The organism is Streptomyces sp. NPDC045695 (assembly GCF_056432025.1).
Genome location: NZ_JBWKJU010000003.1, coordinates 453,119 through 479,633, shown reverse-complemented (window position 1 = coordinate 479,633; position 26,515 = coordinate 453,119). Strand labels below are relative to the sequence as shown.

Genomic DNA, 26,515 nt, shown 5'->3' with positions numbered 1-26,515 from the left:
CGCGCCGGGAGCCGTCAGGCCGCGCGCCCGGGGGCGGTCTCCTGCCACTTGCGGCCGATCGAGCGGAGCAGCGCCGGGTAGACGCCCAGGTAGCGGAAGGGCTTGATGCCCGCCATGTAGACCGCGCCGAGCAGGCCGTTCGGCTTGACCAGGGCGGTCATCTGGCCGCGGTAACCGCCGGGCGCCGCCGGGTCCGGGACCCAGCCGATGTGCATCAGCACCTGCACCGTGCGGTTGGCGCTCTCGGCCACCCACTCGTCGTGGGTCTGGTAGACGGAGGTGAACGGAACCGACGTCAGGTCCGGCCCGCGCGGTCCCTCCCGCAGGTCCGTCGGCAGCCGGTCGCGCAGGGACGCCACCCGGGCGCCGACGCCGCCGTCGGCCTTGTCCCAGCCGAACAGGGCTCCGAGCTTCCAGCGGACCGCGAACAGCAGCCGCGGTACGGGGGAGGAGGCGGCCTCGGAGCTGTCGGCGAACTGGGCCACCAGCCGGGCGAGGTCGTCGGGACCTCCCGGTGTCGGCAGCGCCCATACGTCCTCGACCTGGAAGTCACCGGCGATCTCGTGGATGCGCCAGGGACGGGAGGTGTGCGCGGTTCTGGGGAGTCTCATGAGCCAAGCCCCTATCTATACGATGCCGTATATGGAGAGCCTAGCAGCCGTGTATACGCCGCCGTATACAAGGGGCCGGGCGTGAGGAGGGACAGAGCATGGGCGCGACCCGCACGCCGCGCGGCAAGTGGATCGAGGAGGGGCTACGGGCCCTCGCCGCCGGCGGCCCCGAGGCCGTCCGGATCGAGTCGCTGGCGCAGGCGCTCGGCGTGACCAAGGGCGGTTTCTACGGCTACTTCGCCAACCGCGGCGCGCTGCTCACCGAGATGCTCGACACCTGGGAACGCGAGGGCACCGAGGGGGTCATCGCCCAGGTCGAGACCGGTGGGGGAGACGCCAGGGCCAAGCTGGAGCGGCTGTTCGCGATCGCCGGGGGCGCCGAGGAAGAGGCGGTCAAGGGCACCGCGGCCGAGCTCGCGATCCGTGAGTGGGCCCGGCGCGACGAGGCCGTGGCGCAGCGGCTGCGCCGCGCCGACAACCGGCGCATGGAGTACCTGCGTTCGCTGTTCCGCGCCATCTGTTCCGACGAGGACGACGTCGAGGTCCGCTGCCTGCTCACCTTCTCGGTGCGGATCGGCGGCTACTTCATCGCCGCCGACCACGGCCGTCACAGCCGCGCGGAGGTCATGGACCTGACCACTAAATGGCTCCTGAGGTAGCCGAGTTCGTGGAGTTCGCGGAGTTCGTGGAGACGCGGAGTTTCATGACGCGCACGTCGGGCCCCGGCCGAGGGAGATCGGACGGGGCCCTGCTCGTGCGGGCGCCGGTGGCGGCAGTCAGCCGCCGCACTGGCAGGGGGCACCGGACTGGCAGCCGCAGCCGCAGCCCGAGCCGCAGCCGCAGGCCGCGAGCAGTGGGAGCCGCTGGGGCTCCGGCCGCGAAGGCGGCTCCTGCTCCGGGGTGATGGGGACGGGGGAATCGGGCATGGTTCCTCCTCGCAGGCGGCGTACGGGACTTCGCACGACGGACCGCCCTCGCCTCATTCATGCCCAGCGGCACCGGCGCGTCAACGGCGCATTGGGGCTCGCGACGCCGGCCGCCTGACACCCCAACCGCCTGACCGCGCCCGGCCGCCTGACACCCCAGCCGCCTGACCGGGCCCGGCCGCCTGATCGCGCCCGGCCCTCAGCCGCCCCCGCCCCTCAGGCCCCCTCCACCTGCGTCGGCTGCTGGAGGTCGTCCGCGTGCTCGCCCGTCACCAGGTAGACCACGCGCTTGGCCACCGACACCGCGTGGTCCGCGAAGCGCTCGTAGTAGCGGCCCAGCAGCGTCACGTCCACCGCCGTCTCGATGCCGTGCTTCCAGCGGTCGTCCATCAGGTGCTGGAACAGCGTGCGGTGCAGCTGGTCCATCTCGTCGTCGTCCGTCTCCAACTGGAGGGCCAGGTCGACGTCCTTGGTGATGATGACCTCCGCGGCCTTCGCCATCAGGCGCTGCGCCAGCTGACCCATCTCCAGGATGGTGGCGTGCAGGTCCCGCGGCACCGCCGTGTCCGGGAAGCGCAGCCGGGCCAGCTTCGCCACGTGCTGGGCCAGGTCGCCGCTGCGCTCCAGGTCGGCGCTCATCCGCAGCGAGGTCACCACGATGCGCAGGTCGGTGGCGACCGGCTGCTGGCGGGCCAGCAGCGCGATGGCGCGCGCCTCCAGGTCGTGCTGGAGGTCGTCGACCTTCTGGTCGGCGGCGATGACGCTCTCGGCGAGCTTCAGGTCGGCGTCGAGCATGGACGTCGTGGCCCGCCCGATCGCGGAACCGACGAGCCGGGCCATCTCGACCAGGCTCTCTCCGATCGAGTCCAGTTCCTCGTGGTACGCGTCGCGCATGTCTGGTGTCCCTCTCTTGGCCTTGACGTACTGCGGTACTGCCCGGGGGCGGGCCGGGGCGGCCGTTGGCCCCACGGTGACACGGTGAGCCGCGAACGCGTCCGACTCCGGCACCGCAAGTGAATCAACCCCGTCTCCAGGGTGAACTCTGGGCGACGACTGTTCGAGCTGCCACCCGAACGGCTGTGGAAGTGTCCTCTCACCTGCTTAACCTGGATCCATGGACGTGAACGCGGCGGTCGCCGCAGCTGCAGCGATCGCCGGTCTGTGTACCGGCGTCATCGCCATGCTGGCGTTCCGCTGGAGCGAGCGCGACCAGGCCCGCCCCACCCGGAGCTCCATGCGCCCCGACATCAATGCGGTGCTCCCGCCCGGCGTGGACACCGTCCTCTCCGTGCTCCGCTCCTCCGCCGTCGTACTGGACGAGGGCGACGCGGTGGTCAAGGCCAGCTCGGCGGCGTACGCCCTCGGCCTGGTCCGCGGCGGCAAGCTCGCCGTGGAGCCCATGCTCCACATGGCCCGCGACACCCGCCGCGACGGGGAGATACGCCAGGTCGAGCTGGACCTGCCCCGGCGCGGCACCGGCCGCGGCGAGGCCCTCGCCGTCTCGGCGCGCGTCGCCCCGCTCGGCTCCCGCCTGGTGCTCCTCCTGGTCGAGGACCTCACCGAGGCCCGCCGCATCGAGGCCGTACGCCGCGACTTCGTGGCCAACGTGTCGCACGAGCTCAAGACCCCGGTCGGGGCGATCTCCCTGCTCTCCGAGGCCGTCATGGACGCCGCGGACGACCCCGAGGCGGTCAGCCGCTTCGCCGGCCGCATGCAGATCGAGTCGACCCGGCTCATCAACCTCGTGCAGGAGCTCATCGACCTCTCCCGGGTCCAGAACGACGACCCGCTGGAGGACGCCGAGCCCGTGCGCGTGGACACGCTGGTGGCCGAGGCCATCGACCGCTGCCGCCACACGGCGTCCTCGAAGCAGATCACCATGGCCGCGGGAGGCACCGCCGACCTGAGGGTCTGGGGCAACCGCGGACAGCTCGCGGCCGCCCTCGGAAACCTGGTCGAGAACGCCGTCAACTACAGCCCCGCCCGTACCCGCGTCGGCATCGCCGGGCGCAGGGTGACGGCGCCGGGTGGAGACTTGATCGAGATCGCCGTGACCGACCAGGGCATCGGCATCCCGGAAAAGGACCGCGAGCGCATCTTCGAGCGCTTCTACCGCGTGGACCCGGCCCGCTCCCGCGCCACGGGAGGCACGGGCCTCGGCCTTGCGATCGTGAAGCACGTGGCGGCCTCGCACGGCGGGGAGGTGTCGGTATGGAGCTCGGAGGGTCAAGGTTCCACGTTCACCCTGCGACTCCCCGAAGCAGCCGCACCGGCTCCGGCTGCGGCCCCGCGCACCCATCCGACCCCTGCCTGAACCAGAACCCGCCCCAGCCATCCCTGCCCCGGAGGTCCTTTCGTGACCCGAGTGCTCGTCGTCGAGGATGAGGAATCCTTCAGCGACGCCCTGTCCTACATGCTCCGCAAGGAGGGCTTCGAGGTCGCGATCGCAGCGACCGGGCCCGACGGGCTCGACGAGTTCGAGCGCAACGGCGCCGACCTCGTCCTCCTCGACCTGATGCTCCCCGGCCTGCCCGGTACGGAGGTCTGCCGGCAGCTGCGCGGCCGTTCCAACGTCCCCGTGATCATGGTGACCGCCAAGGACAGCGAGATCGACAAGGTCGTCGGGCTGGAGATAGGAGCGGACGACTACGTCACCAAGCCCTTCTCCTCGCGCGAGCTGGTCGCCCGCATCCGCGCGGTCCTGCGCCGCCGCGGCGAGCCGGAGGAGGTCACCCCGGCGGCCCTGGAGGCCGGCCCCGTACGCATGGACGTCGACCGCCACGTGGTCACCGTCGCCGGCGGCAAGGTGGACCTCCCGCTGAAGGAGTTCGACCTGCTGGAGATGCTGCTGCGCAACGCGGGCCGCGTCCTGACCCGCATGCAGCTCATCGACCGGGTCTGGGGCGCCGACTACGTCGGTGACACCAAGACCCTCGACGTCCACGTCAAGCGCCTGCGCGCCAAGATCGAGCCGGACCCGGGCGCGCCGCGCTACCTGGTCACGGTCCGCGGCCTGGGTTACAAGTTCGAGCCGTAGGCCCGACGGCGAGCCGTCTGGATAAGGGAAGGGCCCCGGCCGCTGATGCGGCCGGGGCCCTTCCCGTACTTCCCGTATGCGTACGGGGCGCTACGGCGCTACGGCGCCCCGTGCGGCCTGCGTCAGTGGCCCGCGGCGTGAGAGGCGGAGCCCGACGGGGAGGCGGCCGTGCTGCCCGAGGGGGACCCGGACGGGCTGCCCGAGGCCGCACCGGTGGCCGCGCCCGACGGGGTGCCGGCGGGGGAGCCGGACGGCGTGCCCGAGGGGCTGCCGGAGGGGAGGGAGCCGGCGGCGGGGGCCGCGGACGGGCCGAAGCCCGCGTACATGCCCGTGCCCGGGACCACGAAGGCGTCCAGCTCGACGCCGCCCGTGCTGCTCAGCTGGAAGACGACCTTCTGCACGTCACCGTTCTTGGCGGCCTCGGCGCCGTCCTCGATGACGGCGGAGGCGTTGCCCTGGCCGCCCAGCACCAGGGTGCCGCCGGCCGGCACGGTGACCTTGCCGGCGCCCTCGGCGGCCTTCAGCACGACCTTGCCCTTGCCACCCGCCAGGGTGATGCCGTCAAGGGTCTGCGCCTTGGTGCCCGAGTTGAAGACCGTCGCCGAGACCGTCGCGGGGCCCTTCTTGTCCTTCTCGCCCTGGGTGATGACCAGCGCGTTCTGGATCTTGATCTCGCCCTTGGTGACGGCGGCGTTGTCCGGCTTGATCTGGAGGGTCTGCGCGTCGTTGCCCGCACCGCATGCGGCCAGCGAGGCGATCGAGAACACGACGGCGGTGGCGGCGAGGGCGCCGCGTCGAAGGCTGCGGCTCACGGCGGCGGCAACTCCTTGGACGAACGGAAGGGGAGGGTGGGCACTCGGAACGGCCGAGGTAAAGCCGCTCTAAGGGTGTGTCAGCGCGCTTAGGTTACCGAGCCGCCGCCCCGCCCCCGCACCCGACCCTCCGCAGCGCGGCCGTCACCCTGGGGGTGTCCCACGATCTTGCATTCCGCCGGCCGTCTCCTTGTCGTTCACCGTGCCGCCCGCCCCGCGTTCACCTCGCCGATCATGTGGCTCGCACATATCGTGCGCCGGCCACTCCGTGATCAATTTCCGGATTCCCTCGAACGCCACTCCGTGATCAATTCGAGGATTGGGCCGGAACCCGGTCGCTGCCGGCTCCGCCAGTCCAACGGAGTAGTTCGGTTTCCCGACTCCGAAACCGGCAAAACGGGACGTACGTCACACGGATGGGGGTGCCGGGCAGGTGTAGCGTGGCCCTTTCGCCCGGTCCGCGCAGCGCCCCCGACCTGCGAATACCCCCTTCCGAGAGCCCTCCGCAGCACGTTCCTGTTGCTGTTGTCAAGCCCCGAGATGTGCCCTGACCTGCGAAAACGCCATTCATAACGGTCAGTTCTCGTGTTACCCTGGATAGCCACGGAAGGGGTACCTGTCACATGACGTTCAAGGTTGGCGACACCGTGGTCTATCCCCATCACGGGGCCGCGCTGATCGAGGCCATTGAGACTCGCCAGATCAAAGGCGTGGACAAGACCTACTTGGTGCTCAAGGTCGCCCAGGGCGACCTGACGGTTCGTGTGCCTGCGGACAATGCGGAGTTCGTCGGCGTTCGCGACGTAGTCGGCCAGGACGGGCTGGACCGGGTCTTCGAGGTGCTTCGCGCACCGTATGCCGAAGAGCCGACGAACTGGTCCCGGCGCTACAAGGCAAATCTGGAAAAGCTCGCTTCTGGCGATGTCATCAAGGTCGCCGAAGTTGTGCGTGACCTGTGGCGTCGTGAGCGCGAGCGCGGGCTTTCCGCGGGTGAGAAGCGCATGCTCGCGAAGGCGCGCCAGATCTTGGTCAGCGAGCTCGCGCTCGCTGAGAACACGAACGAGGACAAGGCCGAGGCCCTCCTCGACGAGGTTCTCGCGTCCTGACGCGAAGCCCCGTACACAGTTGTGCCGCGGTGCCCGATGACTAGGTCTCTCCTCCACGAGAGGCCTGTTGCCGGGCGCTGCGGCATGTCTGTACCCATACCTTTGATCTACTTCTTTGATCACGCCATTCCCATGGCGTGACTGGCGTGCCGGGTCCGGGCAGCCTGCTCGACCGGTCGTCACGGAAGGGGCGAGGGCGTCGCACCCGGCACCCCTCAGGCCATACCCATGTCGGCCGAAGTCACAAACCTGGCTCGGAGCTACTGATGTCTGACGCAACGCCCACCCACCGCACCGCCGCGGTGATCCCGGCCGCCGGCCGCGGGGTACGCCTGGGCCCCGGTGCCCCCAAGGCCCTGCGGGCCCTCGGCGGCATCCCGATGCTCATCCACGCCGTGCGGGCGATGGCCCGCTCCCGCGCCGTCTCCCTCGTCGTGGTCGTCGCGCCGCCCGCCGAAGCCGCCGGGGTGCGCCTCCTGCTGGCCGAGCACGCGCTGCCCGAGCGGACCGAGGTCCTCGTCGTCCCCGGCGGGGAGACCCGCCAGGAGTCCGTACGCGCGGGTCTGGACGCGCTGCCGCAGGACGTCACCTCCGTACTCATCCACGACGCGGCCCGCCCGCTCGTCCCCGTGGACACCGTGGACTCGGTCGTCGAGGCGGTGCGCGACGGAGCCGCCGCCGTGGTGCCCGCGCTGCCCCTGGCCGACACCGTCAAGGAGGTCGAGCCCGGGAAGCCCGGCGAGCCCGAGCCGGTCGTCGCCACGCCCGAGCGGGCCCGGCTGCGCGCCGTGCAGACACCGCAGGGCTTCGACCTCGCCACCCTCCGGCGGGCACACGCCGCGATCGCCGTCGACGGCGAGGGCGCCACCGACGACGCCGGCATGGTGGAACGGCTCGGCGTGCCCGTCGTCGTGATCCCCGGCCACGAAGAGGCCTTCAAGGTCACCCGCCCGCTCGACCTGGTCCTCGCCGAGGCCGTACTCGCCCGCAGGAGGGCCACCGATGCCTACTAGCCCCGCAGGTTCGCCGGACCAGGGCGCGAGCCCCGCCACCGCGACCGCAGCGCCCGCCCCGGCCCCCCTGCTGCCGCAGGTCGGCATCGGCACCGACGTGCACGCCTTCGAGGCCGGCCGTGAGCTGTGGTGCGCCGGTCTGCTGTGGGAGGGCGAGGACGGCCTCGCCGGACACTCGGACGGCGACGTCGCCGCGCACGCCGCCTGCGACGCCCTCTTCTCCGCCGCGGGCGTCGGTGACCTCGGCGCGCACTTCGGCACCTCCCGCCCCGAGTGGTCCGGCGCCGCCGGCGTCACCCTTCTGGCGGAGGCCGCGCGCATCGTCCGCGCCGAGGGCTTCGAGATCGGCAACATCGCCATCCAGGTGATCGGCGTGCGCCCGAAGATCGGCAAGCGGCGCGAAGAGGCGCAGAAGGCGCTCGCGGCCGCCGCGGGCGCCCCCGTCTCCGTCTCCGGCACCACCACCGACGGACTCGGCCTCACCGGCCGCGCCGAGGGCCTCGCCGCCATCGCCACGGCCCTCGTCTACCGGACGAACCGGGCCTGAACACCCCCGGCGACGGCACATCTTCGGCAACAAAGGGGCCCCGCGGCCCCAAAGGGTCGCGGGGCACTGCTATACGCGCACTACCCTGGATGCCGTGACTATTCGCCTGTACGACACCAGCGCCCGGCAGATCCGTGACTTCACCCCGCTCGTCCCGGGCTGTGTCTCGATCTACCTGTGCGGCGCCACGGTGCAGGCGGCCCCGCACATCGGGCACGTCAGGTCCTATCTGAACTTCGACATCATGCGCCGCTGGTTCACCTACCGCGGCCTCGACGTCACCTTCATCCGCAACGTCACCGACATCGACGACAAGATCATCTGGAAGGCCGGCGAGCAGGGCCGCCCCTGGTGGTCCATCGGCTACGAGAACGAGCGGGCCTTCAACGACGGCTACGACGCGCTCGGCTGCCTCCCGCCGACGTACGAGCCGCGCGCGACCGGCCACGTGCCCGAGATGATCGAGATGATGCGCGTCCTCATCGAGCGCGGCCACGCGTACGAGGCGGACGGCAGCGTCTACTTCGACGTCCGCTCCTTCCCCGGCTACCTGGCGCTGTCCAACCAGAACATGGACGAGCTGCGCCAGCCCGCCGAGGAGGGCATCACCGGCAAGCGCGACCCGCGCGACTTCGCCATGTGGAAGGCGTCCAAGCCCGGCGAGCCGGACTGGGAGACCCCGTGGGGCCGCGGCCGTCCCGGCTGGCACCTGGAGTGCTCCGCGATGGCGCACAAGTACCTGGGCAGCGCCTTCGACATCCACGGCGGCGGGCTGGACCTGATCTTCCCGCACCACGAGAACGAGATCGTCCAGGCTCAGGCCTTCGGCGACGAGTTCGCCAAGTACTGGGTCCACAACGCCTGGGTCACCATGTCCGGCGAGAAGATGTCCAAGTCGCTGGGCAACTCGGTGCTCGTCTCCGAGATGGTCAAGCAGTGGCGCCCGATCGTCCTGCGCTACTACCTCGGCACCCCGCACTACCGGTCGATGATCGAGTACAGCGAGGAGGCCCTGCGCGAGGCGGAGTCCGCCTTCGCCCGGATCGAGGGCTTCTGCCAGCGCGTCGTCGAGAAGGCCGGCAAGCCCGTCGAGCCGGCCGCCGAGGTCCCGCCCGCCTTCGCCGAGGCCATGGACGACGACCTCGGGGTGCCCCAGGCGCTCGCGATCGTCCACACCACCGTCCGCCAGGGCAACAGCGCGCTCGCCGCCGACGACAAGGACGCGGCCATCGCCCGCCTGTCCGAGGTCCGGGCCATGCTGGGCGTCCTCGGCCTCGACCCGCTCGACCCCCACTGGGCCGGCGAGGCCGACCGGGAACAGGACCTGCACGGCGCGGTCGACACCCTGGTGCGTCTCGTCCTGGAACAGCGCGAGTCCGCCCGGGCCCGCAAGGACTGGGCGACCGCCGACGCCATCCGCGACCAGCTCCAGCAGTCCGGGCTGGTCATCGAGGACGGCCCGACCGGACCGCGCTGGACTCTGGGCCCCCGCTGAGCCCGGGCAGCTGAGCTTGGTGTGCTGCCCGGCGCTCCGGGCCGCACACTCTTCATACGTACATATCGCAGCATCAAAGAAAACAGGTAGAAGTCATGGCCGGGAACAGCCAGCGCAGGAACCGTCGCACGTCCAACAAGAAGGGCGCGACGGTCGGCAGCGGTGGCCAGCGGCGCAAGGGCCTGGAAGGCAAGGGCCCCACGCCCAAGGCCGAGGACCGCAAGAAGCACAAGGCGAACCGCATCAGCAACGCGATGGCCCGCCAGGCCGCCAAGCGCCGCCCCGCCCCGCGCCGCGGCGGTCCCAAGGGCACCAGCGAGATGGTCGTCGGCCGCAACCCGGTCTTCGAGGCGCTGCGCGACGGGGTCCCGGCCACCACGCTGTACGTCCAGCAGTTCATCGACAACGACGAGCGCGTCCGCGAGGCCCTCCAGCTCGCGGGCGAGCGCGGCAACATCAACCTGATGGAAGCCCCGCGCCCCGAGCTCGACCGCATGACCAACGGGCTCAACCACCAGGGCCTGGTCCTGCAGGTCCCGCCGTACGAGTACGCGCACCCCGAGGACCTCACCGCGGCCGCGTACGACGACGGCGACGACCCGCTGATCGTCGCCCTCGACGGCGTCACCGACCCGCGCAACCTCGGCGCGATCGTCCGCTCCGTCTCCGCCTTCGGCGGCCACGGCGTGGTCATCCCCGAGCGCCGCGCCGCCGGCATGACCGCCGGTGCCTGGAAGACCTCGGCCGGCACCGCCGCCCGCACGCCCGTCTCCCGCGTCACCAACCTGACCCGCGCCCTCCAGGACTACAAGAAGGCCGGCATCACGATCGTCGGCCTCGCCGCCGAGGGCACGCACACGGTCAGCGACCTGGACGCGCTCGGTGGCCCGGTCGTCATCGTCGTCGGTTCCGAGGGCAAGGGCCTGGGTCGTCTCGTCGGCGAGAACTGCGACTACCTCGTGCGCATCCCGATGCCGGGCGGCGCCGAGTCGCTCAACGCCGGTGTCGCCGCGGGCGTCGTGCTCTACGAGGCGGCCCGCCGCCGCGCGGACCGCGGCCGCGTCTGACCGGCCCGGCCCGGAGCGGCACCGTGGTCAGGTCGCCCACCCGGTCCGATCGCTGATCCACTTGGCTCACGGAAAGTGACCCGTGAGCGTGTCACCCCGCCCGTTTCGGGCGGGGTGGCTTGATCTTGACGGGTCTCGGACAGATCCCTGATGTCAAGGCAGTGTCCTAAACACTGATCACTCGGTTAGATGAGTGTGGACACCAGAACGCCAGGTTTCGACGACCAGCCCGCGCTGAGCATGGTCAAGGTGCCGTGCGATCCCGCACAGGTCATCGTCAACCACGCCAGCTTCCGCGTGCGGCTCGCACCGACCCCGAGCGCGCGTTCCAAGCCCGCGAAGGTCCCCGGCCGCGCGCCCGTCCTCGGCGGGGCCGCGGTCGCCGCCGCAGGGGTCACCCGCCGCCGGGCCCCCGTCGTCTGGAGCGGCAAGTCCGACGCCGGCGACGCCGCGGCGATGGGCGGACTCCTCCAGGCGGTGCGCGAGGTCGGGCGCGGCCCCGACGAGTACGACGGCGGAGCGACCCAGGTCATCCCGCGCCTCGACCTGGCCCACGACCTCGCCGACGCCACCGTCGCCACGCCGACCGTCATCGGCCAGCGCAGCTACGGCGATCCCGGCGAGACCCGCCCGCTGGCCGCCGTACGGGACCTCCCCCACGGGCAGCCGTCCGGCCCTGGGGCGGGCCCGGGGCCAGGGGCCGACTCCCGGAGGGGCGCCGGCGACACCCGCCCCCAGGCCTCGTACTACCCGGGCCGCCGCATGAACCTCGGCGTCGTGCTCCTCCCGCTGCGCGTCTTCCTCGGGTTCATCTCCATCTACGCCGGCATGGGCAAGCTGTGCGACCCCGTCTACTTCGACGGCGGCGAGCGCGGCTCCATGGTCACCTGGCTGCGCACCCTCCACCCCTGGGCGCTCGCCGAACCGCTGCGCGACTTCGCGCTCGCGCACCCGGTCGGAGCCGGCCTCACCGTGGCGTTCCTCCAGGTCATCGTCGGCGTGCTGACCGTATTCGGCCTGTGGCAGCGGTTCGCCGCCTGCTTCGGGGCGCTGCTCTCCGCCGCGCTGCTGATGACCGTCAGCTGGAAGACCGTCCCCGCCTACGACGCGCCCGACATCATCTACCTCGCCGCCTGGAGCCCACTGATCATCGCGGGCGCGCCGGTCTACTCCCTCGACGGGCGCCTCGCCGGCGAGGCCTGGCGCACGCTCGGACCGCGCTCCGAGGTCTGGCAGCTGCGCCGGCGCGTACTGCGCCGCGGAGCCGTCATGGCCACCGTCGTCTGCGGGCTCACCCTGCTCATCGGCTCGCTCCTCGGCGGCGCCGTCCGCTCCACCACCGTCGTCACCGTGCCCGGCCCGGGCGAGGCCCCGACCAACTACCTGCCCGGCCGCCCGCTGCCGCAGACCCCGGCCCGGCAGCAGCCCAGCCAGCAGCCCTCCAAGGCGCCGTCCCCCTCGGCCTCCCCCACCGAGTCCGCCGCCAAGTCGGCCAAGGCCTCGGCCGCCCCTACCCGGGAGAGCGCGGGCACGGGCTCCGAGTCGCCCACCGCGACGAAGGGCACCACGAGCAAGCAGACCCCGCGCAGCACCCCGCGGCAGTCCACCTCGCCGAAGGCGCCGACCACGTCGGGAACCACGAGCGGCAGCACCCCGACCAAGCAGTCCGGCCTGGTCGGAGGACTCCTCGGCTGAGGCTCCTCGGCTGAGACCGACCGGCACGGAACAGGGGCCCGGCGCGCGAGCGTGCCGGGCCCCTGTTCGTGCCGCCGTACGTGCCGCCGTAGGCTCCCGTCGTACGCTCCCGGCGGACGTGCGGCCTCAGGAGGCCGTCTGCGCGGCCAACTCCCGTGCCGCCTCCGCCAGGTCCTTCGCGGTGTCGATCGCCCGCCAGTAAGCCCCCTGGGGCAGCGGGAAGCCCGCCAGCCGCCGCTCGCGCGCCAGCCGGGGGAAGGTCGTCCGCTCGTGGTCCCCGAAATCCGGGAGCAGCGAGGCGAATTCGGGCCCGAACACGTACACCCCGGCGTTCACGGCGTACGGCGACGGCGGGGCCTCGATGAAGTCCAGTACCTGCCCGAACTCGTTCGTCTCCACCACCCCCCACGGAATCCGGGGCCGGGCCAGCGCCAGCGTCGCCACGGCGCCCCGCTCCGTGTGGAAGGCCGCCATCTCGCGCAGCGAGAACCGCGTCCACACATCGCCGTTGGTCGCGTACCAGGCCCGGTCCGGGTGCGGGAGGTGGCGGGCGGCGTACTTGAGGCCGCCGCCCCGCCCCAGCGGCTGCTCCTCCACCACGGTCGTCACCCGTAGCGGCAACCGGGCCCCGGCCAGCCACTCCTGGAGCACCTCGGCGAGGTGTCCGCACGAGACCACGGCGTCCGTGACCCCCTCGGACGCCAGCCAGGCCAGTTGGTGACCGATGATCGGCAGTCCCGTCCCCGGGATCTCGACCATCGGCTTGGGACGGTCGTCCGTGTACGGACGCAGCCGCGAACCCTGGCCGCCGGCCAGGACGACTGCCTGGGACGGAGCGGCGGGGTCCGCGGCTGCGGAGGGTAGGGCGTCGGCGGCGGAAGGGGCGGGCGCGGGGCGGTGGTTGTCGGCCATGGCGGCCAGCGTAGGGACGCGGGCTGCGTCAGCCCATGGAGGCGACACCGGACGCGTACGAGGTGTCGCACACCGGCCGGGCGTAGGACTGGGCCTTCGTCGGGCCGTAGGCGTCGACGGCGGCCCGCCCCAGCGCCCGCGCGATCCCCACGCAGTGCTCGGCGAGCGACGGCCGCCGGTCCACCTCCCGCTGGAGGTGGGTGAGGACGTCGTCGGGCGCCTCGCCCTCCCGGAGTTCAGCGACGAGCTTGTCGCGCAGCACGTCGTGCGCGGCACGCGGCTTCGCGGGCACCGAGACGTCCTCGGCGGAGGCGGTCAGGATCTGGGAGGAGGAAGTGTCCGCCCAGGGGACCATGGTGACCGCGAGGGTCCCGGACAGGACCAGGACGACGGGCAGGACCAGGGCGAGGGAACGGCCGATACGGCGGGCAGTGTGGGTCACGAGGGCGAGAGTAGCGCTCGGTGAAGATTTGGCGACATTCTGTCACTCGGTCGGGGGATGGTTCGACGTGGTTTTTCGAATTACGGGTTGACGCGCGGGTCCGAATGGCCCGGTCTGCCGGGGTTGCTGCGGGGTTTGGTGAGAGGCCCCGCCGGGCAGTGCCCGGGTCCGCCCGGGGTTCGCGCGGCCAACGGACGGCGAAGGGGCGCCCCTTGGCGGGACGCCCCTCCAAACCCTGCAACCCTGCGGCGCCGTCAGCCGGAGAGGCGCTCACCGGAGGACGTCGAGAACACGTGGATCTCGCCGGCCCGCGGCACCACGTGCATGCTGGAGCCCTTCTCCGGCACCTGGCGGCCGTTGACGCGGACCACGAGGTCCTGCGAGCCCTCGGCGGCCGCGGTGGAGCCGTAGACGTAGCCGTCCGCGCCCAGTTCCTCGACGACGTTCACGACGATCGTCAGACCGCCGGACTCCGCGATGTCGAAGTGCTCGGGGCGCACGCCGACCGTGACCGTGCGGTCGCCCGCGTCGGCCGCGGCGGACAGGGCCTCGCGCGACACCGGGACGACGCTGTCGCCGAACTTGACGCCGCCGTCGGTGATCGGGACCTCGACCAGGTTCATGGCCGGGGAGCCGATGAAGCCGGCCACGAAGAGGTTCGCGGGGCGGTCGTACATGTTGCGCGGGGTGTCGACCTGCTGGAGCAGCCCGTCCTTCAGGACGGCCACGCGGTCGCCCATGGTCATGGCCTCGACCTGGTCGTGGGTGACGTAGACCGTGGTGATGCCGAGGTCGCGCTGGAGGGCCGCGATCTGCGTACGGGTGGAGACGCGGAGCTTGGCGTCGAGGTTCGACAGCGGCTCGTCCATGAGGAACACCTGCGGCTTGCGCACGATGGCGCGGCCCATGGCGACGCGCTGGCGCTGACCGCCGGAGAGCGCCTTCGGCTTGCGGTCGAGGTACTGGGTCAGGTCCAGCATCTTCGCCGCGTCCTCCACCTTCCTGCGGATGGTGGCCTTGTCCTCGCCGGCGATCTTGAGCGCGAAGCCCATGTTGTCGGCGACCGACATGTGCGGGTACAGCGCGTAGTTCTGGAACACCATCGCGATGTCCCGGTCCTTGGGGGGCAGGTGCGTGACGTCGCGGTCGCCGATGCGGATGGCGCCGCCGTTGACGTCCTCCAGACCGGCGAGCATGCGCAGCGAGGTGGACTTGCCGCAGCCGGACGGACCGACGAGGACGAGGAACTCGCCGTCTTCGATCTCCAGCTCCAGCTGGTCGACGGCGGGCTTGTCGCCGCCGGGGTACAGCCGGGTCGCCTTGTCGAACGTGACAGAAGCCATGGTGATGAATCCCTTCTACCGGCAGGAACGTGCCGGACGATCCGAGTGGAAGGTCTAGTCCAGTAAGCGGACTTTCCGCCCGACGCTACCGGTCCGGGCGGCTTCTGTCAGCACCCGGGAGGTCTCGTCTCGGACTCCGTCCGGGTGGCGACCGTTCGCATGGACTTGCGGAGGGTCCGAACCCAGGTGCGGGATCCGGCCGGGCGCAGGCGATACCTCTGGTGCGTCTTGGGGGCGCTTCCCGTGCGGTGGCGCCGGCCCAGCTTGGCACCGAGAGGGAGAACCGAATGAAGAATCGTCTCGTAGTCATCGGATCCGCTGTTGCCGCGAGCGTCGGCCTGTGCATGGGGGTCGCACCGGCCGCCATGGCCCAGGCTCCGCTGAAGGTGAGCGTGGCCTGCGGTGACGTCGCGGCGCTCCTCACCGCGGTCGGCGACGCGAACGCGAACGACGACGGCGGCACGATCACGCTGGCCAAGGACTGCGCCTACACCTTCACGGACGACTTCGAGGACTCGGGCACCGCGCTGCCGGCCATCACCGGGAAGGTCAAGATCGTCGGGCGCAACTCGACGCTGATCCGGTCCTCCACCCAAGGCCTGCCGCTCTTCCGGATGATCTGGGTGAACGAGGGCGGCGAACTCCTCCTGAAGGGGGTCACCGTGGCCGGCGGCCACTCCGACGGCTACGGCGGCGGCATCAACAACGCGGGCACCCTGCGCCTGGAGGACAGCAAGGTCGCCGGTAACCGGGCCGACGGGGAGGGCGGGGGCATCCACAACACGGCCGGCAGGACCACGCTCGTCGACAGCGAGGTCCTGACCAACGTCTCGGTGACCACGAACGGGACCGCCGGGAACGGCGGCGGCATCAGCAACGACGCGGACGCCACCGTCACCCTGACCAAGTCCACGGTCGCGGGCAACGCGGCCGACGGCAGCGGCGGCGGCATCGAGAACGAGGGCACGCTCACCGTCGACCGCGGCCTCATCACCGACAACGTGGCCCGCGACGGCAGCGGCGGCGGCATCGACAACCTCGGCACGGCGAAGCTCAAGTACACCAAGGTCGTCGAGAACTGGGCCGGCCGCAACGGCGGCGGCATCAACAACGGCGAGGAGGCGACGCTGGAGGTCCACGACTCGGCCATCGCCGACAACCGGGCGGCTCTGGACGGCGGCGGCCTCAACAACGCCGGCACCGCGACGCTGAAGAAGACCAAGGTCGAGGCGAACCAGGCCGGCCAGAACGGCGGCGGCATCAACAACACGGAGGAGAACGCGGGCGGCGTCACGCAGCTGACGCTGGAGCACGTGACGATCGCGGGGAACCGCGCGGCGGTCCTGGGCGGCGGCATCAACAACGGGGAGGGCGCCGGTGTGACCCTCAACGAGACCAAGATCGTCAAGAACCTGCCGACGAACTGCGCCGGAACGGTGCCCGGCTGCACGGCCTGACCCCTCGCGTGACCCCTCCCATGACCCCTCCCGTGACCCCTTCCGTGCGGTGCCCGCAGCCAATGTGATGGCTGAGGCAAAGGGCCCTGTGTAGAGTGATGGCGGCCCTGCCTCCTTAGCTCAGCTGGCCAGAGCACCGCTCTTGTAAAGCGGGGGTCGTCGGTTCGAACCCGACAGGGGGCTCTGAGGGAAAGTGCCTGCTCAGAGTGGGTAAATACGCGACTGCCCGCCAGGGTCATCCTGGCGGGCAGTACGCATTCCATACACGCTGGATCTTCTGGCCCTACGCGGCGAGCACCGCTCCCCGCCGCTCCAGTGCGGCAAGGCGACCCTTGTCGAGCGCGTCCGCGACCTCGTCGAGCCGGTCCGGCCACAGGTGCCCGTACACGTCCAGCGTCATCGCCGCGGACTTGTGGCCCAGCATCGTCTGCACCACCTTCACGTCCGCGCCGGCAGCGATGGCGAGCGAGGCGGCCGTATGGCGCAGCTTGTGGGGCGTGATCCCGAGGTCCCCGAGGTCGGCCTCGACGATGGCCTTGTCGAAGGCTCGCTGCCGGAAGTTCCGGTAGCGCAGCGGACCGCCCTGGGGCGCGGTGAACAGGAGATCCTCGCGCTTCCGTCCGTCCAGGAGCGGGCGCAGCTCCTCGGCGAACGACCGCGGTACGGGCACGGACCGCTTCTCGTGATTCTTCACCGGCCCGACCTCAAGCTTGCCGTTCACGTCGGAATACGCCTGAACGATCCGGATCCGACGCGTGTCCACGTTGAGCCGGGCGGTCTTGATGGCGATGGCCTCACCCCAGCGGATGCCGCTGTACGCGAGGACGAGGACCAGGAGCCGGTACGGGCCGGACGCCGCGGCCAGGGCCTCGACCTGGTCGTGCGTGAGGTAGACGTGCTCGTCGTCCTCGGACGGCCGGGGCAGCGTGTGTTCGCTGGCCGGGTTCACGGCGATCCGGTGCGTCCTGATCGCATGCTTCATCACGCCGCCGAAGACGTAGAACGTCTTAGCGATGCGCCCGGGACTCAGGGACCGGCCGGCCGCCCCGGGCTTGTTGATCAGGTCATCGACCCACAGGGACACGTCGTCCCACTGGATCGCCGCGACCTGCCAGTCGCCCCACTTCGGGATCACGTACAGGTCGAGCAGCTCGCGGTAGTCGTTCTTCGTCCGCCGGGACTGTTTGCGGAGGGTCTTGAACCACTCTTCGGCCACGAGGGACGTAGCGGCCTTCCCGGACCGCGGGTCACGGTACGAGCCCTTGTCGAGGCGGGCCGTGATCGCGTGCAACTCGGCCTCGGCCTGCGGCAGCTTCCCGAACGTCTTCGCCTTGCCCTTACCGTCCGGCCCGTACCAGCGGACCCGCCACCGGCCCGGCGGCTGGCGCTTGCTGCCCTCACGCTTCGCGGCCTGCCACTTCTCCAAGGCCGCTTGGTAGTCGGCGTGGTTCTCCCGGTCCTCGATCCAGACCCTAGCCATCGCCTTCCCCCATCAGCTGCTCGAATGACTCCGGGTCGAGGCGCTGCAGCTCCCGGATGTCGAGGCCCTGTTCCAGCAAGGCCCTGTAGGCCTTGCGGATCTCCGCCACCTGCTGGCGCCCCTTGCTGCCCTGAGGGCGGAGCACGACGCCGTGAGCCTCGCGTCGCCCTGGCGGCCGGCTGTAGAGCCGGTACTCGAACGATGCCGTGCTTGGGTCGCCGTTCGTCCACTGCAGCGGGCGCTTGCCGTCCATCCAGTCCCAGGCTGTGTCGGCCGAAACGGGGCCGGCGCCCGTCACCTCTACGGCCACGTCGTCCGAGTCCTCAAGCGGCAACAGGAGCGCTGAAGGACTGACACCGAACACGATGGCCATAGCGACCAGCTCGTCGGCCGTCATGTGACGCTCGGCCTTCTCCATCCGAGTGATGCCGGAGGGCGAGATACTCCGGCCCATCCGCTCAAGGGCTCCGGACAGCTGCCGAGTACTCATGCCTCGGATCTTCCGGAGCCGTGCCAGATTCTGCGCGACGGTCTCGCCCGTCGGTCCGGTCTCGATGGCGCGTCGTCCGTACTGCTGCTCGCTCATGAGCGCCAGCCTATGTGGACTCGGAGCCCTTGTGTATCGGCTGTTATGGGTTACCATCTGGGTCATGTGCATCACGATAGATGCGCCTGCGTCAGGAAAGCAACACTCTCCCCTAAGGAGAATCAAGGTGGCTTCTGTAAGGGACGTGACGGACGACCTGCTCGCCCCGGCGGAGGTGTGCAGCCAGTACCGCGTTTTCAGCAGCGTGCAGGCTCTCGCAGACCTGCGTTGGCGGGGCGGTGGGCCGACGTACATCAAGACGGCCGAGGGGCGGGCGGGGCGCGTCTTCTACCGTCGCTCCGCCATCGAGCGGTGGCTGGACGAGCGCACGGTGCAGACCGGGGGCGCCGCAGCATGAACGGAAACGCAGAGAAGGGCCTGCGGGTAACAGGCCCTTCTCAGAAAGTCTCCGCGGCCAGCGGGTCGACTCCGACCACGGTAGCCCAGGGAGACCCCCCACGTGTAGCGGGTCGACTCGACACGTACAGGTCCCGCTCAGGGAAGTGGCACCGGCAGGTAAAGGTCGAGCGGTGCCCCGGGTGCGGACACCCTCACCTGCACCGCGCGCCCCTGCCGCTGGTCCGCTCCGTCCTCAAGACAGCGCCATGCGGGACCACTTACATCGTGGTCCTGCGGACCGCTCAGGCGGTGGCCGCATGAGCGCATACGGGCGCGTCCTCGACGCGCTGAACGCCCACGGCAGCAAGGGCCGTGGCACCGCCTGGCAGTGCGTTGCACACGAGGACCGATCCCCGTCCCTGTCGGTCACCAACGGGGCCAAGGGCGTGGTCATCAACTGCCACGCCGGCTGCGCGACCGAGGCGGTTGTCGGCGCCCTCGGCCTGACCATGGCGGACCTGTTCGATGAGCCCCTGCAGAGGCAGGAGCGCCCCCGGGTGGTTGCTGAGTACCCGTACACCGACGAGCACGGCCAGGTGCTCTACCTGGTCCGCCGCCTGGAGCCGGGCTACGACGGCGAGCGCAAGACGTTCCGGCAGTTCAAGCCGGACGGGACCCCGGGCGTTGCGGGCATCCGGCGCGTGCTCTACCGGCTGCCGGAGGTACTGGCGGCCGCCGCGTCCGGCGGCCCGGTGTTCGTGGTCGAGGGCGAGAAGGACGTCGACAACCTGCGGGCGACGGGCGCCACCGCCACCTGCAACGTGGGAGGGGCGGGCAAGTGGAGCGACGACTACACCCGCGCCCTGGTCGGCGCCTCCGAGGTCATCGTGATCCGGGACCGCGACGAGCCGGGCGCCAAGCACGCCGAGGCCGTCGTGGCGTCCGTCCAGGCCGCCGGGATCCCGGTCCGGATGCTGGAGCCGGCCCGCGGCAAGGACGTGTCGGACCACCTGGCCGCAGGGCTCGGCTACCCAGAACTGCTCACCCCGGATTCGCATCCCACAAATCCCACAATGACAGTGCCGCCTCAGGGAACGGGACCGGACCTGAGTTCTGGGATTTCTGGGACGCAGATCCTCGATGGCGGGTGGGACGAGCCGGTGTCCCTTGCCGCCGCCCCTGTCCCGCCCTTCCCCGTCGCCTCCCTCGGGAGCCTGGGGGAGTTCGTCATCGCCGCGGCCGAGTCTCTGCAGGTGCCCGTCGACCTGGTCGCCTTCGCCGCGCTGGCCACCATCAGTACGGCTACCGGCGGCCGGCGCCGCGTACAGGTGAAGGCCGACTGGCAGGAGTCCACCGCGCTCTACCTGGCCGCCCTGGCGGACTCCTCCGAGAAGAAGACGCCAGCCCTGAACGCCGCTGCGAATCCCCTGCGCGAGGTCGAAGAGGAGCTGATGGAGGCGGCTCGCCCCGAAGTCGAGGCGACCGCGCAGGAGATCCGTATCACCACGGCCCGCATGACCAAGGCCGAGCAGAACGCTGCCAACTCGGACAGCGACAAGCGGCTCTCGGCGGAGGCGGACGCTGAGGCGGCCCGGGTGAAGCTGCTGGAGCTTGGGGACGCCCCGGAGCTACCTCGGCTCCTGGTCCGCGACATCACCCTCGAAGCGCTCGCCAAGCGCATGTACGAGCAAGGGGGCCGGATCGGCTCCCTTGCCTCCGAGGGAGGCCTATTCAAGGTCGCGGCGGGCCTGTACGGCAACAACGGCAAGGCCAACACGGATCTGCTGCTTGAGGCGTACACGGGCGGCCCGTACACCATCGACCGGACCGGTCGGGCGGGCGCGCGGATGTCTCACACGTTTCTGGCCCTCGGGCTGATCGTGCAGCCCGGCATCATCTCCGGGCTGGAGAAGCAGAACCCCGAGTTCAGGCAGTCCGGGCTCTTGGGCCGGTTCCTGTATGCCAAGCCCGCGCCCACGGAAACGGACACCTTCGACTCTCCGCCCATCCCTGCCCAGGTCGCCAACGCCTATGACCACCGAATCAGGGACCTGATTAAGCAGGTGTGGGCCAGCCCGGACGTGCTCACGATCGAGCTGTCAGGACCGGCCCGTCAGGCGTTCGGCGAGTTCTACAACGCGTTCGCCAAGCGACGGAAGCCCGGAGGGGACCTGCACGACCTCGCGGACTGGGCCGGCAAGCTGCGCGGCCAGCTCATCAGGGTTGCGGCCTGTCTCACCCTCTACGAGGACCCCGGGGCCCGTGAGATCAGCCACCAGCGCATCACGGATGTCCTCGCAATGACGCCCTACTTCATCGCCCACGCACGCGCCGTATTCGACCTCATGGGCAAGAACCGCGAAGGCGCCGTCAAGCCACTCCGAGACGTCGTTGGCTGGCTCAAGGGTCGCAGCAGCCCCGGGGACTCCTTCTCTGCCCGCGACGCCTGGCAGGCCCTCAAGGGGCGCGAGTGGGCCACGGAGATGGACGTCATGAATGACGTCCTGCTGCAGCTGGAGGAATACGGCTGGCTGGCCCTAGTCCCGCCGCCCGAGACCGCCCGGCGCGGTCGCAAGCCTTCCCCCCGCTTCGACGTCCACCCGTACATCGCCAACCCGAAGGAGGCGAGGCGATGAGCCTCCACCGTCGGCGCGAACCCCTGCTCTGTGCTGCGTGCTCCACGCCGGTCCGCCGCGGCAAGTACCGGCTCTGTACGGCCGGCTGCGGCGCCCGCCTCCACACCGACCACCGCAGCCCCTGCAGCGACGCGCACGCCCCCGTCTGCCCCCGCCGCACCCCGCCCCCCAACGCCCTGGAGGAGACGTGACCCTCACCGAGGACGTACTCGCCTACATGACGCTCGCCCTGCAGACCACAGACGCCGACCGGGAAATCCCTGAGGACGTACAGGTCCTCGTCGGCCAGGCCGCCCTCGACCTCCTCGAACGCGAGCCCCTGGACGCGATGGCCACCATCACCGGCATCGCCTTCGGACTCCTCCGCGACCTGTCACACCACACCGGCCGCACCCGCGAAGACCTCTGGCAAGAGAGGGCCCTCGCCTACTCCCACACAGAAGAGAGCAACACATGAGCCTCCCCCCGAACTCCGTCACCGCCCTGACGCCCGCCGCCAACGATCTCGTCTGGCTCGTCTTCACCGGCACCGTCCACGAGTTCGTCACCTTCGTGGGCCTCGCCGCGATCACCACGGGCACCGGCAAGGACGCCCGATGCGACATCGAACCCGTCGTGCTCCTCGGCGACCGGGTGATGTGCCGCACGGAAATCGTTGCCGAGTACGGGCCGGACGCCCTCAAGGTCAGGCAGTCGTGACCACCACCCACACCAACACAGACAGGAGTCACACCATGAACGCCATCCCGCTCCCCAAGGACGTCGCCGCCACCATCAGCGACCTGGTCAACCTCATCCGCAGCAACCGCAACGTGCCCGCCGACACCCTGACTCGCGCGTTCGAAGGGCTCGTACAGGCCGGCGTCAGCCTCAGCGAGTCCCGGCGCCAGCCTGCCTTCGGGCCCACCGGCCGCGACCGTGCCGACCGGCGGCCCGCTCCCGAGATCCGCAGTGCAGCAGCCGGCGACGACGGACCGCGGCCCCTCACCGCCAACGACTGCGGCGCCGTGTTCAACCCGCCCCGCAACGCCCGCAACACGGCAACCCTCGCCCCGTGCCTCCTCAGCCGCGGCCACACCGGCAAGCACGCCAACGGCTACGGCACCAGCTGGACCGAGCGAGGCACCAGCAAGGGCAGCATGAAGGTGCACGCCGACGGGACGCCCGTAGAGGTGCCTGCGGCACCCGCCAGGAACACCAGCCCGGCGGACCTCGCCGCCCGCATGGAACGCCTGCAGGCGCGCATGACGGGCCAGGCCCAGCCCCCTGCCAAGCGGGCCGCCTACCGCGTCGGTGACACCCCCGTCCAGCGCGCACAGCAGGCCGTCCGACTCGCCGCAGCCCCCACCTACGGATGGATGGAGAGCCAGCTGCGAACCGTCCTCGAACGACTGGAGCAGGCCGGCACCGAGCTGGTGCGGCACGCCGAGAAGCGTGACTCGTTCGAGCAGTACAACCACAAGCACATGCAGACGCTGCGGCGACAGCTCGTCTGCGCCCGCGCCGCGCTCCTGCAGGCAGGTACCCGGCGGCAGGAACTGGAGGCGTGCGTGGACGTCATGCGCACCGCAATCCCCCCGGTCGCCGACCCGCTCGCCGAGCATGAGCGCAACGCTGTGAGGTTCGCCCGGCAGCTGGCAGCCGTGCGGCAGGCGCACCTGCAGCCCAAGCCCCAGGCCACGCCGCACCCGTGGTTCCCCGACGGTAGCGCGGCGTAGCCAGTAGCCCCACCCGGTAGGCCCGGCGTGCCCTCACGGCGTCGGGCCTACTGCTGTGCGTAGCAGGCCGTGAACCCAAGCAAGCGCACGACGTTCAGCACGACACGAAACGTGAACGAAGCAGGATCGGGCACCCCGAAACGTGCTGATGAGCACGGCCGAGGGGGGAGAGTGGATCGAAAGTTGAGCGGGGTCATGGGCGACCCAAACGCCCTTCTCGCCCGATTTTTTGCGCGGCCGATTTGAAAGACGCTAATCACCGAGAAACTCCAACTGGGTAAATAGCGACTCTGGGTGACGGTGACTCTGGGTCATGCAATGCCCAGGTCGGGCCCTCCGTACTGCCGCTTCAGGTTGAGCAGCATCCGCTGGATCTGCTGTGCCACGGCCGTCGGGTCCATGGCTCCGTTGACGGTTACGTTCTGATTGATCACGGTGGTGCGGGCTGCTCGCGCCGCGGGCATTGCGGCTGGGGCGGAGGCTGCTGCCGTCGCGGGTAGCGCCTGGCCGCTGTTGAGCGCGTCGAGGGTCCTCTGACCGAGCCGGTCGACCGCGGAGGCCTGCAAGACGTACTCGCCATCGGACAGCATGCGGGGAACGCTGTCGGACGTGCTCGTGCCTGGACCACGGACGATGCCGCCGCCGGACAGGCCTTCGATGAGGCGAGTGCGGTTGTTCATGGACCCGCGAGTCACGTAGGTGAGCGTGACGCTGACGGACCTGTCCCGGATGGACGCAAGCTCGGCTCGGGCCTGGGCAGCCTTGCGCTCCAGGTCAGCAATGTGCGCGGTGAGCTTGGACTTGCCCTCCGGCGGTACGGACGACAGCTGGCCCTTGGCCGTCGCGATCTGGCTTTCCCAGTTGCTGATGTTCATCTGCAGCCGGTTCTGGCTGAGACGCGGGAGGACGGACGCCGTGAATGCGGAGGTCTTTTCCTCGGGGTGTGCAGGCCGCTGATGAAGGAATTCTTGAAGGAGTCGAAGTCCCGGTTCGCCTCTACGAATGCGTCACCGAATCCGGGGATCTTTCCGAGGGTCTTAGCGAGACCGGAGATGATGGCATCGAGGGCGGTGAGCGCCCCGGTCGCCAGCAGCCGGAACCCTTGCAGAGCGGGGGGCAGGCCCTTGAGCACCCCCTCGGCGACGGTGATCATCACGTTCCCGCCGATGCGGGCGAACTCCATCAGTCCGATCTTGTTGTCCTGCACCAGGCCGTGAAGACGCTGGAGCGGCCCGCGGAAGCTCTCGACAGCGGCGGTGCCCGGCGTCATCGCGTCAAGGATCGCCTTACCGGCGTCCTTGAAAGCGGACGCGAAAGGCTGCGCGATCAGCCAGGCCGCCTTCAGCCCGAAGACCAAATCTTTGACGACGGGCGACAGGGCGCGCACGGCTACGCCGAACACGTCCAGGCCGCGGCTGAAGACATTGCCGAAGAGCGTCATTTGCTCGCCGAGGAGAGGGCCGAAGATCCGGGCGACCTCACCGCTGAATCGGCCAAGGGCAGGCAGCACATTCGTGTTGAGCATCCCGAACAGGCCGTCCAAGAATTTCGACGACCCCTCGACACCGCGCTGCAACCCCTGGAACATGCCGGGCAGCCCCTTGCCCAGCAGGTCGGAAAGCCCGCCCGACAGAGAGCGCAGGGTGGGCTCGCTGGCCGCGCCGAAGGTGAGGAACCCGCGGGCCAGCCCGCCGAGTCCGCGGGTCAGGTCGGCCACGAACACGCCACCCAGACGCAGGTTCGCGGCGAACTCCTTCTGGAACCCCGAGTCCTTCATGAGGCGGCCAGCCCCGGCTGCCGCCTTCCCGAAACCGGCGCCCAGCTCGGTCATGGCCGCGCCGAAAATCTTGATGATCGGGCTGGATTCCCTTAGGGCCTGAGTGAACCCGGGAAGCATGGCCTTCTGGATCTCGCCACTCAGGCCGGTAAATTCCTTCTTGGTCGCGACAAGCTGTTTCGTGAATTCGCGGGCCGGAGCGGGGAGAGCCTTGAGGGCTTTCTCGTACTCCTTCTTTCCCTTGGTCGACGCCTCCAAGGCGCCCGCCACCCCGGTGAAACCGAGCTTCATCGTGACGGCCGCGGCGCCCGCGCCGAGGATCATCGGGACCAGGGCGCCGAGGGCGGGCAGCAGCGACATGCCTGCGACGGCCGCCACACCCCACATGGCCCCACCCAGCCCACCGCCGCCCTTGCCGCCGAGGGCGCCGAGCTTCGCGGCCGTAGTGCTCGCGGCGCCGCCCACCCTGTTCAGGCTGGGGACCACCGTGTTGATGTCGACCCCGAACCGCTGGGCTGCCTCGCTCGCCGTGACGAACCTGCCGCGCAGGTCCCGCAGCCGGCCGCGGGAGTCCCGGGTCAGCTGCGCCACCTGGTTGTTGGCGTCGGCCGCCGCCTCACCTAGGTTCCGCACGCCGACCGCCGCGTCGGTTGTGTCGTGACCGAGACTGCCAGCCGCTCGGCCGGCGCCGTCCATCGTGCGGGAGAGCTCCTGCAGCTGGCCGCCGGCGCCGCGCGTGAACGCCCGCAGCTCACCCCCGGACTCGTCGACAGCGTCGTTGATACGGCGGTGGAACCGCTCGGCGGACTCTCCGATGCGCCGGAACACCGGGCTGAGGTTGTCCTCGCCGTCGAGGACGAACGCCATACGTTGAGCCATGAGGTCCCCTGCGAATAGATTTATGCACTCCAGCCCTATAAGAATAGATCCATTCGGTACGCTTAGGGAGTGCCTTCAGCACTGAGGAAGCCCCTCGCGACTGGTCCCTGCGGGGGGCTTCGCCATGCGGCGGCCGGACATGCCAAAGGGGGCCCTCGGCGTACTGCCGAGGGCCCCCGTGTGTGGCTGTCAGAAGGTGTCAGGGCGGGTGTCAGATCCGTCTGACACCCGCTCCCGCCTAGGGGTTTGGGTGTCAGGCCCGTCTGACGCGTCAGACGGTGTCAGGTCGTGTCAGGAGCTTTCGGCCCTTCACGGGAGGCACCGGCCGGTCAGCGTCCTCAGCCGCCGTGGGGAGCTCTGTGTGGCCCTCGCTCCAGTGGTTCGACCAGCCGCAGTGTCCGCACGCATACCGGCCGTCCAACCCCGCGATGAGGGTTCCGCAGCGCCGGCACTCGCCTTCAGTGATCTGTGGACTGGCCATGCGGGGAGGATACCGCCGTGGGTGTGACACCTGAGCTCCATCCGCATTGGTTGGTGCAGATCCACCGGCCGTCTGATCCTTGGATCGCGCCGGCCCCGCAGTTGCTGCAGTTCATGAGCATCCCTTCCCTGGTTGATGGGGGCAGTCTGTGCCGCC

26 protein-coding genes, 1 tRNA gene and 1 pseudogene are annotated in these 26,515 nt (G+C 70.4%); 17 read left to right on the top strand and 11 right to left on the bottom strand.

Going from position 1 to position 26,515, the window contains the following annotated elements; translation table 11 throughout:
* Positions 1–14 precede the first annotated feature (14 nt).
* Complete coding sequence (locus AC07DU_RS08550) at positions 15–611, bottom strand: DUF2867 domain-containing protein (RefSeq protein ID WP_479029024.1); 597 nt, start codon at positions 609–611, stop codon at positions 15–17.
* Between the two features lie 98 nt (positions 612–709).
* Here AC07DU_RS08550 and AC07DU_RS08545 point away from each other — a divergent pair, with 98 nt between their 5' ends.
* Positions 710–1,270, top strand: a complete 561-nt coding sequence (locus AC07DU_RS08545; protein WP_360894203.1) for a TetR/AcrR family transcriptional regulator — start codon at positions 710–712, stop codon at positions 1,268–1,270.
* A 117-nt stretch (positions 1,271–1,387) separates the two neighbouring features.
* Here the strand turns inward: AC07DU_RS08545 and AC07DU_RS08540 are convergent, their stop codons facing one another.
* Both AC07DU_RS08540 and phoU read right to left on the bottom strand, forming a co-directional pair.
* On the bottom strand, positions 1,388–1,537 hold the full coding sequence (locus AC07DU_RS08540; RefSeq protein ID WP_360894200.1) for a hypothetical protein: 150 nt from the start codon (positions 1,535–1,537) through the stop codon (positions 1,388–1,390).
* Positions 1,538–1,753: 216 nt separating this feature from the next.
* Complete coding sequence (phoU, locus tag AC07DU_RS08535; RefSeq protein ID WP_360894197.1) at positions 1,754–2,431, bottom strand: phosphate signaling complex protein PhoU; 678 nt, start codon at positions 2,429–2,431, stop codon at positions 1,754–1,756.
* A 220-nt stretch (positions 2,432–2,651) separates the two neighbouring features.
* Between phoU and phoR the strand changes: the two are divergent.
* Positions 2,652–3,833: pseudogene (phoR, locus tag AC07DU_RS08530) on the top strand (two-component system sensor histidine kinase PhoR); the annotation flags it as partial.
* 69 nt (positions 3,834–3,902) lie between these two features.
* A complete protein-coding gene (gene phoP, locus AC07DU_RS08525) occupies positions 3,903–4,574 on the top strand; it encodes a two-component system response regulator PhoP (protein WP_465270294.1) in 672 nt (223 codons plus the stop codon).
* Between the two features lie 122 nt (positions 4,575–4,696).
* Here phoP and AC07DU_RS08520 read toward each other — a convergent pair whose 3' ends face one another.
* A complete protein-coding gene (locus tag AC07DU_RS08520; RefSeq protein ID WP_479029021.1) occupies positions 4,697–5,386 on the bottom strand; it encodes a DUF461 domain-containing protein in 690 nt (229 codons plus the stop codon).
* Positions 5,387–6,009: 623 nt separating this feature from the next.
* Here AC07DU_RS08520 and AC07DU_RS08515 point away from each other — a divergent pair.
* The 6 genes from AC07DU_RS08515 (at position 6,010) to AC07DU_RS08490 (ending at position 12,309) form a co-directional block, all read left to right on the top strand.
* On the top strand, positions 6,010–6,492 hold the full coding sequence (locus AC07DU_RS08515; RefSeq protein ID WP_003953493.1) for a CarD family transcriptional regulator: 483 nt from the start codon (positions 6,010–6,012) through the stop codon (positions 6,490–6,492).
* A 266-nt stretch (positions 6,493–6,758) separates the two neighbouring features.
* Positions 6,759–7,505 carry a 2-C-methyl-D-erythritol 4-phosphate cytidylyltransferase gene (ispD, locus tag AC07DU_RS08510; RefSeq protein ID WP_360894189.1) on the top strand — a complete coding sequence of 249 codons (747 nt, stop codon included), beginning with the start codon at positions 6,759–6,761 and terminating at the stop codon, positions 7,503–7,505.
* A complete protein-coding gene (ispF, locus tag AC07DU_RS08505) occupies positions 7,495–8,052 on the top strand; it encodes a 2-C-methyl-D-erythritol 2,4-cyclodiphosphate synthase (protein WP_479110353.1) in 558 nt (185 codons plus the stop codon). The genes ispD and ispF overlap by 11 nt, the downstream gene beginning before the upstream one ends.
* A 94-nt stretch (positions 8,053–8,146) precedes the next feature.
* On the top strand, positions 8,147–9,547 hold the full coding sequence (cysS, locus tag AC07DU_RS08500; RefSeq protein WP_360894183.1) for a cysteine--tRNA ligase: 1,401 nt from the start codon (positions 8,147–8,149) through the stop codon (positions 9,545–9,547).
* Positions 9,548–9,642: 95 nt separating this feature from the next.
* Entirely contained in the window at positions 9,643–10,614 is a 972-nt protein-coding gene (gene rlmB, locus AC07DU_RS08495) for a 23S rRNA (guanosine(2251)-2'-O)-methyltransferase RlmB (RefSeq protein WP_360894180.1), read from the top strand.
* Positions 10,615–10,803: 189 nt separating this feature from the next.
* Entirely contained in the window at positions 10,804–12,309 is a 1,506-nt protein-coding gene (locus AC07DU_RS08490) for a DoxX family protein (RefSeq protein WP_479110351.1), read from the top strand.
* 126 nt (positions 12,310–12,435) lie between these two features.
* Here the strand turns inward: AC07DU_RS08490 and AC07DU_RS08485 are convergent, their stop codons facing one another.
* From AC07DU_RS08485 to AC07DU_RS08475, 3 genes are all read right to left on the bottom strand, one after another.
* Positions 12,436–13,221 carry a nucleotidyltransferase family protein gene (locus tag AC07DU_RS08485; protein WP_479110349.1) on the bottom strand — a complete coding sequence of 262 codons (786 nt, stop codon included), beginning with the start codon at positions 13,219–13,221 and terminating at the stop codon, positions 12,436–12,438.
* Positions 13,222–13,249: 28 nt separating this feature from the next.
* A complete protein-coding gene (locus tag AC07DU_RS08480; protein WP_360894171.1) occupies positions 13,250–13,663 on the bottom strand; it encodes a hypothetical protein in 414 nt (137 codons plus the stop codon).
* A 254-nt stretch (positions 13,664–13,917) separates the two neighbouring features.
* Positions 13,918–15,006: an ABC transporter ATP-binding protein gene (locus tag AC07DU_RS08475; protein ID WP_360894168.1), complete on the bottom strand. Its 1,089-nt coding sequence runs from the start codon at positions 15,004–15,006 to the stop codon at positions 13,918–13,920.
* A gap of 287 nt (positions 15,007–15,293) precedes the next feature.
* Between AC07DU_RS08475 and AC07DU_RS08470 the strand changes: the two genes are divergently transcribed.
* A complete protein-coding gene (locus tag AC07DU_RS08470; protein WP_479110347.1) occupies positions 15,294–16,463 on the top strand; it encodes a hypothetical protein in 1,170 nt (389 codons plus the stop codon).
* Between the two features lie 109 nt (positions 16,464–16,572).
* Positions 16,573–16,646 (top strand) — tRNA-Thr (locus tag AC07DU_RS08465).
* A gap of 100 nt (positions 16,647–16,746) precedes the next feature.
* Here the strand turns inward: AC07DU_RS08465 and AC07DU_RS08460 are convergent.
* Together AC07DU_RS08460 and AC07DU_RS08455 are read right to left on the bottom strand one after the other, a co-directional pair.
* Complete coding sequence (locus tag AC07DU_RS08460; protein ID WP_479110345.1) at positions 16,747–17,943, bottom strand: tyrosine-type recombinase/integrase; 1,197 nt, start codon at positions 17,941–17,943, stop codon at positions 16,747–16,749.
* Positions 17,936–18,529: a helix-turn-helix domain-containing protein gene (locus tag AC07DU_RS08455; protein WP_479110341.1), complete on the bottom strand. Its 594-nt coding sequence runs from the start codon at positions 18,527–18,529 to the stop codon at positions 17,936–17,938. The genes AC07DU_RS08460 and AC07DU_RS08455 overlap by 8 nt, the downstream gene beginning before the upstream one ends.
* 127 nt (positions 18,530–18,656) lie before the next feature.
* Here AC07DU_RS08455 and AC07DU_RS08450 point away from each other — a divergent pair, with 127 nt between their 5' ends.
* The 6 genes from AC07DU_RS08450 to AC07DU_RS08425 all read left to right on the top strand — a co-directional run bounded on the left by AC07DU_RS08450 (position 18,657) and on the right by AC07DU_RS08425 (position 23,222).
* A complete protein-coding gene (locus tag AC07DU_RS08450) occupies positions 18,657–18,887 on the top strand; it encodes a DNA-binding protein (protein WP_479110339.1) in 231 nt (76 codons plus the stop codon).
* A gap of 298 nt (positions 18,888–19,185) precedes the next feature.
* Complete coding sequence (locus tag AC07DU_RS08445; protein WP_479110337.1) at positions 19,186–21,504, top strand: YfjI family protein; 2,319 nt, start codon at positions 19,186–19,188, stop codon at positions 21,502–21,504.
* The gene (locus AC07DU_RS08440; RefSeq protein ID WP_479110335.1) at positions 21,501–21,695 is read left to right on the top strand and encodes a hypothetical protein; all 195 of its coding nucleotides are present in this window, start codon (positions 21,501–21,503) and stop codon (positions 21,693–21,695) included. Before AC07DU_RS08445 ends, AC07DU_RS08440 begins: the two co-directional genes overlap by 4 nt.
* Complete coding sequence (locus tag AC07DU_RS08435) at positions 21,692–21,961, top strand: hypothetical protein (protein WP_479110333.1); 270 nt, start codon at positions 21,692–21,694, stop codon at positions 21,959–21,961. Before AC07DU_RS08440 ends, AC07DU_RS08435 begins: the two co-directional genes overlap by 4 nt.
* A complete protein-coding gene (locus tag AC07DU_RS08430; protein WP_479110331.1) occupies positions 21,958–22,203 on the top strand; it encodes a hypothetical protein in 246 nt (81 codons plus the stop codon). The genes AC07DU_RS08435 and AC07DU_RS08430 overlap by 4 nt, the downstream gene beginning before the upstream one ends.
* 35 nt (positions 22,204–22,238) lie before the next feature.
* The gene (locus tag AC07DU_RS08425) at positions 22,239–23,222 is read left to right on the top strand and encodes a hypothetical protein (RefSeq protein WP_479110329.1); all 984 of its coding nucleotides are present in this window, start codon (positions 22,239–22,241) and stop codon (positions 23,220–23,222) included.
* Between the two features lie 311 nt (positions 23,223–23,533).
* Here AC07DU_RS08425 and AC07DU_RS08420 read toward each other — a convergent pair whose 3' ends face one another.
* On the bottom strand, positions 23,534–24,097 hold the full coding sequence (locus AC07DU_RS08420) for a hypothetical protein (RefSeq protein ID WP_479110327.1): 564 nt from the start codon (positions 24,095–24,097) through the stop codon (positions 23,534–23,536).
* Positions 24,094–25,878, bottom strand: a complete 1,785-nt coding sequence (locus AC07DU_RS08415; RefSeq protein WP_479110325.1) for a hypothetical protein — start codon at positions 25,876–25,878, stop codon at positions 24,094–24,096. The genes AC07DU_RS08420 and AC07DU_RS08415 overlap by 4 nt, the downstream gene beginning before the upstream one ends.
* Positions 25,879–26,515 lie beyond the last annotated feature (637 nt).